The following is a 9,073-nucleotide window of genomic DNA, read 5'->3' on the forward strand; positions in this document are numbered from 1 at the left end:
CTCCCTCTCAACTAGGCTGTTGCAGACCTATTCTGACCCACGCTCTGATCTGAGGAGCCAGCAGTGCCCGAGTCCAAGGGTCGCGACCGCAAGGCCGCGACATACACGCCACCGCCCAAGTCCACGGCCAGAGAGCCCAACCCGACGTGGTGGGCGCCCGTCTTCGTCACCCTGCTCATCCTGGGCCTGCTGTGGATCGTCATCTACTACATGACCGAGTACAAGTACCCGATCGAGGCGATCGGCGTGTGGAACCTTGCGGTGGGCTTCGTCCTCCTCATGTCCGGGTTCATCATGACCATGCGGTGGCGCTGATCGGCTGCCTCACCTGCACCGTCCACAACTTGTCCACAGCTGGGGACGAATGACAGCGGTGTAACTACTCCACAGGGTTGTCCACAGCGGTGGACAACCGCCCTGTGGATTCAGCGACTCTCAGCGCCGCACGGGGAGGTTGAGCTCCCGGATGTCGACCGGCACGGTGAGGTACTTGGCCACGGTGACGACCACGAGGAACGCCAGCACGGCCCCGAGGGCGACCCACGTCAGGTGCCGGACCCGTTGGCGCCGGAAGAGCACGATGGCCCCTGCGCTGGCGAGCCCGGTCAGGAAACCGCCGAGGTGCGCCTGCCACGAGATGCCGGCCACGACAAAGCCGAGGACTGCGTTGATGATCAGGATGGTGTAGATCCCCGCGACGGACCGGTTCAGGTGCCGGTTGAGCACGATCATGGCGCCGAAGAGGCCGAAGATCGCGCCCGAGGCCCCGACGACCGGAGTGACCCAGGCCTGGTCCGTACCGGTGAAGAGGCCATCGATCGTGGGGTTGCCGGCGAACAGGAGCACAGCCACCTGGCCGCCGATCCCGCTGATCAGGTACAACGCCAGGAACCGGGCCCGCCCGAGTAGTGGCTCGAGATAGGTGCCGAGGATGTAGAGCGCGTACATGTTGAACCCGATGTGCAGCAGCGACTGCGGCGCATGCAGGAACATCGCGGTGACAAACCGCCACGGCTCAGTCCAACCCTGGATCGGCCGGAATGCGTAGTCATTGGTCACATCGTCGGAGACCCACTGGGCGAGGAAGATGGCGACACACAGCCCGATGAGCGAGTACGTCACGACGGGCCGGCCATCGGTGGCGCGGCCACCGAGGACGGTCCGGGTCCGTGGCACCGTCTGGGCTGCCTCGCGGACGCAGTCGACGCACTGGACTCCGACAGGGGCCGGACGCTGGCACTCGGGACAAGCCGGTCGACCGCACCGCTGGCACTTCACATAGGCCTCACGGTCGGGGTGCCGGGGACACACCGACGGTCCGGCCGGCTGTTGCCCAGCCCCCGGCGGGGCCGGGGGCTGGGGACCGAATCCGCTGTCCGACAACGTGCCTCAGTCCTCGATGGTGACCGAGTTGATGACGACGTCCTCGCGAGGCTTGTCGTTGGGGCCGGTCGCGACGCTGCCGATCCTGTCGACCACCTCGCGGGACGGGCCGTCGACAACCTCGCCGAAGATCGTGTGCTTGCCTTGCAGCCACGACGTCGCCCCGGTGGTGATGAAGAACTGGGACCCGTTGGTGCCCTTGCCCATCCGCTTGCCCGCATTCGCCATCGCGAGCATGTAGGGCTGGTTGAAGTTCTTCTCGGGGTGGATCTCGTCGTCGAACGTGTAGCCCGGCCCACCCATGCCGGTGCCCTGGGGGCAGCCGCCCTGGATCATGAAGCTCGGGATGACCCGGTGGATGGTCAGGCCGTTGTAGAACGGGGTCGGGCTCGTGCGGCCCGCGTCGTCGGTGTACTCCTTCTCACCTTTGGCCAGACCGACGAAGTTCTCCACGGTCTTGGGCGCGTGATGGGGGAACAGCTCTGCGACGATGTCCCCAAAGTTGGTGTGCAGGGTTGCCTTCATGCGCCCAATCCTCGCACGGCGCGGTGGTCGCCTTGTCCCCACACTGAGCCGATCCTTCGTCATCTGGGTACGAGCAGGGTGGACCCGGCGGCTCGTCGGGTGAAGGATCGATACAGGAACCCCCGACCGAAGGAGCGGCAGCCATGTCATTCATCGACAAGCTCAAGCACCAGACGGACGAGCTCGGTCCCGACGAGAAGGCCGACCACTTGGCGGAACCGGCGACGGCTTCCCAAGCCGAACCAGCAGGTGGCTTCGATCCCCTCATCGACGAGGAAGAGGTCGCGGAGGAGGTCCTGTCGACCGACCTCGATCCGGAGGCGCCCCTCGACGCGCCCCCGGAAGCAGCAGGTGGGTTGGCGGGGGCGCGTCCCCAGCGCGCCTACGACGCATCCGGAGAGCCGATCGACGATCTGCCGCTCGAGCCCGACGCACCCGATGTGCCCGGCGCCTCGGGCTCGGGGAGCTGGTGACTCGAACGAGGAGTGTGGGTAAGAGCCATTCGACCTAGGAGGAGTTGCATGTTCCGAACGAAACAGACCCCGACCGAGAAGCTGATGGCGCAGGTCGTGGAGGCGCGCGACCAAGCGGCGCCGAAGGCGACCGCTGCGGCCGAGCGCCTCAAGGAGGCCTTTGACGAGGCGCGGGTGCGCGCGGCTCCGGTCGCGTCCGATCTCGCCGATCGGGCCCGACCCAGGATCGAGGCGGCCGAGTCGACGCTCGTGGACTCGGTCCTGCCGAAGGTGGGAGCGGCCCTCGGTGTCGCATCGGCAGCTGTCGCGCAGGGCGCCCAGGAGGCCAAGGTCATGATGCGCGACTACGAGCCGCAAGTGCAGCACGCTCGCGAGTCTGCGGGCGACTTCGCTCGGGTGAGCAGCGATCGGCTACGTGACGCCTACCACGTCCTGAGCGGCGAGGCAGTCGCCAAACCCGTGAAGCGCGGTCGCAGGAAGTGGCTCTTCGTCATCGGGTTCGGCGCTGCCGCCATTGCGGCCGTCGCGGCCTATCGGAAGCAGCAGGCCAACAACGACCCATGGGCCACCTCCTCCGACAGCACGATGGGGAGCACGACTGGAACCACCGGCTTCGACACGAGCGGCTCGATGAAGGACAAGGCGGCCGAGAAGGTCGGACATGCGAAGGAAGCCGTGACCGACGTCGCCGCCAAGGCGAAGGACAAGGCGACGGACCTGGCGGCCAAGGGCCAGACCGCATTGGCCGACCGCAAGACCGGCGTGACGGAGGGCGAGATGGAGGCCGCCTCCACGCGCGCCGACGAGGCGCTCGATGAACTGCGTCCTGAGACCGGTCAGGTGACCGCGATCGACGCAACGCTCGGCTCCGACGCCATTGACGCGTCCGCCGGCACGCTGCCGAGCGAGTCCGTCAAGCCGAAGCGGCCGAAGGCCTGACCGAGAGGCCAGACGAGACAAGCAGACGGACCCGGTGCCTGGGCACCGGGTCCGTCTCCGCTTGAGCTGGCTCGCACAGACAGGGGGACAGCGCGAGCCAGCACATGCAGAAGGGCTGGGCGCGGTTCGTGCGGGCCCAACCCTTCGCTGCGTCCAGTGTAACCACGTGCTGGACGTTCTGGCGAGAGGCTCGTGGAAACTTCTACCAGAGTGTGCCTGCAATCACGTCCTTTCCCGAGCGGCGCTGCCTCGCGGCAGGCCGGCCAGACGCTGGAGGGCTTCGCCCAGTCTCGCACCGGCAGCGAGCGGGCGCCACCCGAAGTTCCTGTGGGTTTCGGGCCGGCCCTTTCAACGGGCGCGAATCGGCCCGGACTGGTACTTTTCGCTCGCCCGGCCCGAGCCGGGCCTTCGAGTGACTAAGCAAAGGCGCGTTTCATGCGAGCAGTCTTGAAGCGGGCAGGGGTGGCTTTGGTCGGGGCGTTGCTCGCCTCATCGGTCGCTGTCCCGTCCGCTCACGCCGAGCCGGCGGCCATCTCCGGCACCATCACGTCGCAGGCCACCGGCGCCCCACTCGAGGGATGCGTCGAGGCCTACGCCGCCGAGACCTGGGACTGGGCCGGCTTCACCTGCACCGACGGCAGCGGGACGGGCACCTGGGCGGTCGACGGTCTGGACCTGGGGGCCCCGTACAAGCTCCGCGTCTCGAGCGACGACGGCGTGCACCTCGCCGAGTGGGCCCAGGACGCATCGGGGTTCGAGGACGCGGCGGCCTTCGTGGCTCCGGCCACCGTTGACGTCTCGTTGGCACCGGGAGCGATCCTCGCTGGCACCTTGACGGTCGCCGACAGCGACCCCCTACCCCCGGAAACCTCCGTCACCGTGTGGTCCCAAACCGGCGACTACGTCGCTTCCGCGTGGCCGAGCGAGGGAAACTGGGAGGTCGCCGTCCCCAACGGGACGTACCAGGTCGAGTTCGCGGCCGGCGCGGTGCGGCAGTGGGCCTTCGGCAAGGCGACCGCCGAGGAGGCGGATCCGATCACTGCCGTCGCCGGCGAGACCACCCGCGTCGACGACGTGCTTCCCGCGATCGAGGAGACGGTGTTCTCGGGGATCATCACGGCCGCTGACACCGGCGAGCCGCTCGATGCGTGCGTCACCGCCTACATCGCCAGCGAGCAGAACTGGGCTGGGAGCACCTGCACGACCTATGACGAGCCGGGCCGTTGGACGTTGACGAGCCTTGCCGCAGGCACCGAGTACAAGTTCGAGGTCTCGACCTGGGACGGGCGCCACGTCGGCGGCTGGGCACCCAGCGCAGCAACGTTCGAGGACGCGGCAAGCTACGTCGGGCCGGCAACCATCGACGTCGCGCTCGAGCTCGGCGGGACGCTCTCGGGAGTCATGCTCGGTGCCGACGGTCAACCGCAGGACGATGTCATGGCCTCGATCGAGACCGTGGACGGCGCCAACGTCGCAACCGCCTTCAGCTGGGACGGTGGCCAGTGGAGTGCGACGGTCCGGCCGGGCGACTACGTCGTCCAGTTCCGGAGCAACGAAGGCGGGAGCCAGTGGGCGGTCGGCCAGACGAGCCGTGAGTCGGCAACCGTCTTCCACGTCGCCGCTGGCGAGACGGTCGACGCGTCGGATCGCTTCCTCCCCGGGGGCAGCGTGACGGGAACCATCGTCAGCGATCTCGACGGCACCCCGATCGCCGGGGCCTGCGTGCACATCTACGAGTACCCGATCGCCGGATACGGGTATGACGTCGCCTACGCCTGCACGGACGCGCAAGGGAAGTACACGGCGGCTCTCGACCGTGAGGGCACCTACACCGCCGAGTTCTCGGACTCAGAGGGCGACGGCCGCTTCATCAGCGAGTTCTACGGTGACGCCGTCGAGGCGGAGGCCGCGCAGCCCTTCACCGTCGTTGCTGGTGTGCCAACGGTGGTCGACGCCTCACTCGCGCCAGGCGCCACGATCTCCGGGATCGCGACCGATGCCAAGCTCGGGACGCCGATCGCCGGGGTCTGCCCGGAGGCCTACGTGGGCCACGAGGGGAGCCGCGCACGCGCGCAGGTCAGGGAGTGCAGCGACACACAGGGCAGGTGGCGGGTCTCCGGCCTTCACCCTGGCTCCTACGCGCTCAACTTCGTTCTCGGCGAAAACGGCGCCGGCCCCGCGAGCACGACGTGGGCCTTCAAGGCGGACTCACAGGCGAGTGCGGATCTCGTGACGGTGCGCCTCGGCGAGGCCAGGTCGATCCGCAACGTCAAGGTCCCGTCGCCGTCGTCACTGACGGGACGGATCGTGGACCCGAGCGGCCATCCCATCGAGGGCGCGAGGGTCAACCCGCGCGGCGATCTCATGGATCGCTCGGGGGAGTGCTACGACTGCGCCGTCACGGACACGGACGGGCGCTACAGCATCCCCGTCCTGGCGTCGGGAACGTACCGGCCAGTGGCCTACGCCCCGTGGGACCTTCCCTTGGCGCCCGCATGGTCGGGTGGAGCCACCTCGTTCGAGACGGCAGAGCCGATCACCCTCAAGCCAGGCAAGTCCGGAGAGTTCTCCGTCCAGCTCGCGCAGGCGAGCCGGATCACGGTCGAGGTGCTCGAGGCGGACGGTTCGCCGGCGAGTCCCGGCTGGATCGGGGAGGTGACGACCACCACGGGCCGTCACGTCTCGGACTTCGACGTCTGGGGGGATCACGTCGTCACCACGCCGGCGCTGCCAGCGGGGTCGTTCCTGGTCCGGTTGGATAACGTCTACACCGACCAGGTGGTGTGGTTCGACGGAGCGACGCGCCTCGAGGACGCACAGCCGGTCACCCTCGGGGTCGGCGAGTCGGCGTCGATCACGATGCAGCTGCCTCCGGGAGGCTGACAGGGCGGGAGGAGCGTCCCGCCACGGACGCACGGGGCGAGCTCAGCGGCATACGGCATGCATTGTCGTATGCCGCTGGGCCGGCGTATCACGATCGCCGGGCGAGCGTCCGCACCACGAGTAGCATTTTCGGTGCAGGGGCTTGCACCACCCAGAGGTGGCCGATGGACACGACGGTGACGGTGTCGTTGGGGGAGCGGGGCGCCGATCCGGCGCGCCTGGAGGTGCTGCACCGGCAGATCCGTGAGGAGCTCCGCCACGTCGACGAGGTGGACGTGGCCTCCCTGGCCAGTGCAACGCAGTCAACGCCGGCGCCTGCCGGCACGCGGGGGCTCGGTCCCGCCGAGATCAGCGCCCTCTCGGTGGCGATCCTCGGATCGGGCGGGATGACGGCGCTGCTCGCCTCGCTGCGTGACTGGCTCCATCGGGGCCATGCCGCGCCGCGGACGGTCCGGCTAGAGATCGACGGTGACGTCATCGTCCTCGAGAACGCCGACGCAGCGGAGCGGAGCGAGCTGCTGCGCAACTTCCTCAGCCGCCACGGGATCCAGGAGCCGGCATGAGCGGCATCCGTCGAGCGCTCATCGTCGCCAACGACACCTACGACCACGCGAGCTTCGGGCAGCTGCGAGCGCCGGCTGCGGACGCCGCGGCGTTGGCCGACGTGCTCGGTGACCCTGAGATCGGCGACTTCACCGTCGCGGTCGTGCACAACGAGCCGTCGTACGAGGTGCAGACCCGGATCGAGGACGTGTTCGCCGACAGCCAACCTGACGACCTGCTCCTGCTTCATTTCTCGGGGCACGGCGTCAAGAGCGACACGGGCGAGCTCTTCGTGGCTGCGCGCAACACGCGGCCGGACCGGCTCGCCTCGACTGCCGTGTCGGCGGACTTCATCCAGCGATGCATGAAGACGTCCCGAGCGCGCAGCATCGTGCTCTTCCTCGACTGCTGCTACGGCGGCGCCTTCGGGCAGGGCGTCGCGGTGCGGGCCGCCGGCCCGGTCAATGTCATGGACAGCTTCCCGGCGGGCCGCCTGGGCGGTGGACGGGGGAGGGCCGTGATCAGCGCATCGAGCGCGATCGAGTACGCCTTCGAGGGCACCGAGCTGGCCGCCGACGAGCGGGCCAAGCCGTCAGTGTTCACATCGGCCGTCGTCGAAGGGCTGCGAACCGGTGAAGCCGACCGTGACGAGGACGGGCTGGTGTCGCTGGACGAGCTCTACGACTACGTCTTCGACCACGTCCGTGCCGAGAACCCCAAGCAGACGCCCGGCCGGGACGTGGAGATGTCGGGCGACGTCTACCTCGCACACAGCCGTCGCCGACGGCTGCGGCCGCAGCCGATCCCCGAGGCGCTCGCCGCAGCGCTGAAGGAGGCCAACCCGACGTTCCGACGTGGAGCCATCAGCGAGTTGCGCGACCGTCTCTGGCACGAGGACCCGGGCGCCGCACTCGGGGCGCTCGAGGCCCTGCGTGAGGTGGTGCGCACCGACACGAAGTCCGTGGCGGACGATGCCGAGGCCGCGATTGGCTCGGTGTCCATGGCCGTGGTGCCCTCGTCGGTGGACTTCGGCGTGGTGGCTGCCGGATCGGGGCCGCAGAGCAGGACGGTCGAGGTCCAGGGTCCGGCCCTGGCGCGTGCGGTCACGGCCCAGGCGGAGGCGCCGCTCGAGGCCGTGGTCGAAGACGCTGGTCGAGTCCGCGTGACCTTCACGCCGCCCGGCGGTGGCGATGAGGCTCAAGGCGAGCCGTTCACGGGGCAGGTCCTGCTCACGAGCCCACTGGGGTCGCTCGACGTTCCGGTGACGGCGGGCTCTTCCGCTGCCGAGCCGGTGGAGTCGGTCGGAGGGACCGCGGAACCAGCAGCGGAGGAACCGATGCTCGTCGCGCGGCGGTTGGCTCCTGCTGCACCGCCAGGCCCGTCGCCTGCCCGGTCGGACAAGGCAACGGAGCCGGCCACCGAGACGCCGCGTCTCTCCACAGGAGCGCGGGGGTTCGTCTCCGTGGCGTCGGCCCTCGGCGGGCTGCTCGTCCTTGCCAGCTATGCGGCCCCCTGGACGGACACCAACATGCTCTACGCGATGGGACCCGGTTTCACCGTCGGGATCTTCATCGTGGGAATCGCGGCGATCGTTGCGGGCATCGCCGTTGTCGTGGACCAGACGGGCTGGGTGTCGACGGGACTCGTCATGGGCGTCTCGGTCGTGGCGGGCAACGCGATCCTCACCGCGTTCGGAATCATGGCGCGCGCGGGAGACGCGCAGCTGGGGCTGGGCTGGCTGCTCGGCCTCCTGGGGCACCTCCTCGTCGTCGCGGCCGGCCTGGCCCGTCTCGTCTCCCTGCTGCGAGCGGGTGGGCTCGAACTGGCGTGGCCGACCCGTCCCGGTCCGGCGCGTTTGGCGATCCTCGCACTGGTCCTCATCGGCTGCGGAACCCTCGTCGCCTACGCCGCCTACTTGGCCGGCCCGGAAGGGGACTCACCGTACAGCGCCATCACCATGGTCTGGGCCGTCACCTGGCTGGCCGTCGGAGCCATCGCAGTGAGTGCCCGACCTCCGGCGCTCGCCCGATCCTTCCTCGTCGGCTGGGCCCTGGCCGCACTGGCCCAGCCCCTGTCCGACTGGACCTACTTGGGACGCAACGGCTATGACACGCAGGGCATGGCCATCCTCCTCGTGGCCCTCATCGCCCTCGTCTTCGTCGCGGCCGTCATGGACCGCAAAGGCGAGCGGTCCGCCGGGTGAGGTAACGCCGCCCATCAATCGAGTGAACAACTTCTGGGGCCAGAAGTTGTTCACTCGATTGGTTTGACGTCGTTGGCCGTCCCTTCAGGGCAGGATCAGGTCGTGGCCACGACGACCGCACCGA

Annotated in this window: 8 protein-coding genes; 6 read left to right on the top strand and 2 right to left on the bottom strand. The window is 68.9% G+C overall.

Translation table 11 applies throughout. The features are described from left to right. The first annotated feature begins 63 nt into the window (after window positions 1–63). Window positions 64–315: a cell division protein CrgA gene (locus VIR15_RS16055; RefSeq protein ID WP_331929523.1), complete on the top strand. Its 252-nt coding sequence runs from the start codon at window positions 64–66 to the stop codon at window positions 313–315. 120 nt (window positions 316–435) lie between these two features. Here the strand turns inward: VIR15_RS16055 and VIR15_RS16060 are convergent, their stop codons facing one another. Beyond that, on the bottom strand, window positions 436–1,176 hold the full coding sequence (locus VIR15_RS16060) for a rhomboid family intramembrane serine protease (RefSeq protein WP_331929524.1): 741 nt from the start codon (window positions 1,174–1,176) through the stop codon (window positions 436–438). Between the two features lie 213 nt (window positions 1,177–1,389). Then, on the bottom strand, window positions 1,390–1,908 hold the full coding sequence (locus tag VIR15_RS16065) for a peptidylprolyl isomerase (protein ID WP_331929525.1): 519 nt from the start codon (window positions 1,906–1,908) through the stop codon (window positions 1,390–1,392). Window positions 1,909–2,051: 143 nt separating this feature from the next. On the opposite strand from VIR15_RS16065, the gene VIR15_RS16070 reads away from it, so the two are divergent. The 5 genes from VIR15_RS16070 (at window position 2,052) to VIR15_RS16090 (ending at window position 8,949) form a co-directional block, all read left to right on the top strand. Continuing rightward, entirely contained in the window at window positions 2,052–2,381 is a 330-nt protein-coding gene (locus tag VIR15_RS16070) for a hypothetical protein (protein ID WP_331929526.1), read from the top strand. Between the two features lie 48 nt (window positions 2,382–2,429). Continuing rightward, complete coding sequence (locus tag VIR15_RS16075; RefSeq protein WP_331929527.1) at window positions 2,430–3,320, top strand: hypothetical protein; 891 nt, start codon at window positions 2,430–2,432, stop codon at window positions 3,318–3,320. 435 nt (window positions 3,321–3,755) lie between these two features. After that, on the top strand, window positions 3,756–6,203 hold the full coding sequence (locus tag VIR15_RS16080; protein ID WP_331929528.1) for a carboxypeptidase regulatory-like domain-containing protein: 2,448 nt from the start codon (window positions 3,756–3,758) through the stop codon (window positions 6,201–6,203). 164 nt (window positions 6,204–6,367) lie between these two features. Next, the gene (locus VIR15_RS16085; RefSeq protein ID WP_331929529.1) at window positions 6,368–6,766 is read left to right on the top strand and encodes an effector-associated constant component EACC1; all 399 of its coding nucleotides are present in this window, start codon (window positions 6,368–6,370) and stop codon (window positions 6,764–6,766) included. Then, the gene (locus VIR15_RS16090; RefSeq protein WP_331929530.1) at window positions 6,763–8,949 is read left to right on the top strand and encodes a caspase, EACC1-associated type; all 2,187 of its coding nucleotides are present in this window, start codon (window positions 6,763–6,765) and stop codon (window positions 8,947–8,949) included. The genes VIR15_RS16085 and VIR15_RS16090 overlap by 4 nt, the downstream gene beginning before the upstream one ends. Window positions 8,950–9,073 lie beyond the last annotated feature (124 nt).

Source organism: Intrasporangium sp. (assembly GCF_036566125.1).
Classification (GTDB): domain Bacteria; phylum Actinomycetota; class Actinomycetes; order Actinomycetales; family Dermatophilaceae; genus Intrasporangium.

Bases quoted from the DNA above. Each gene is read 5' to 3' on its own strand.
- VIR15_RS16065 (WP_331929525.1), bottom strand. From the start codon at position 1,908: ATGAAGGCAACCCTGCACACCAACTTTGGGGACATCGTCGCAGAGCTG.
- VIR15_RS16070 (WP_331929526.1), top strand. From the start codon at position 2,052: ATGTCATTCATCGACAAGCTCAAGCACCAGACGGACGAGCTCGGTCCC.
- VIR15_RS16075 (WP_331929527.1), top strand. From the start codon at position 2,430: ATGTTCCGAACGAAACAGACCCCGACCGAGAAGCTGATGGCGCAGGTC.
- VIR15_RS16080 (WP_331929528.1), top strand. From the start codon at position 3,756: ATGCGAGCAGTCTTGAAGCGGGCAGGGGTGGCTTTGGTCGGGGCGTTG.
- VIR15_RS16085 (WP_331929529.1), top strand. From the start codon at position 6,368: ATGGACACGACGGTGACGGTGTCGTTGGGGGAGCGGGGCGCCGATCCG.
- VIR15_RS16090 (WP_331929530.1), top strand. From the start codon at position 6,763: ATGAGCGGCATCCGTCGAGCGCTCATCGTCGCCAACGACACCTACGAC.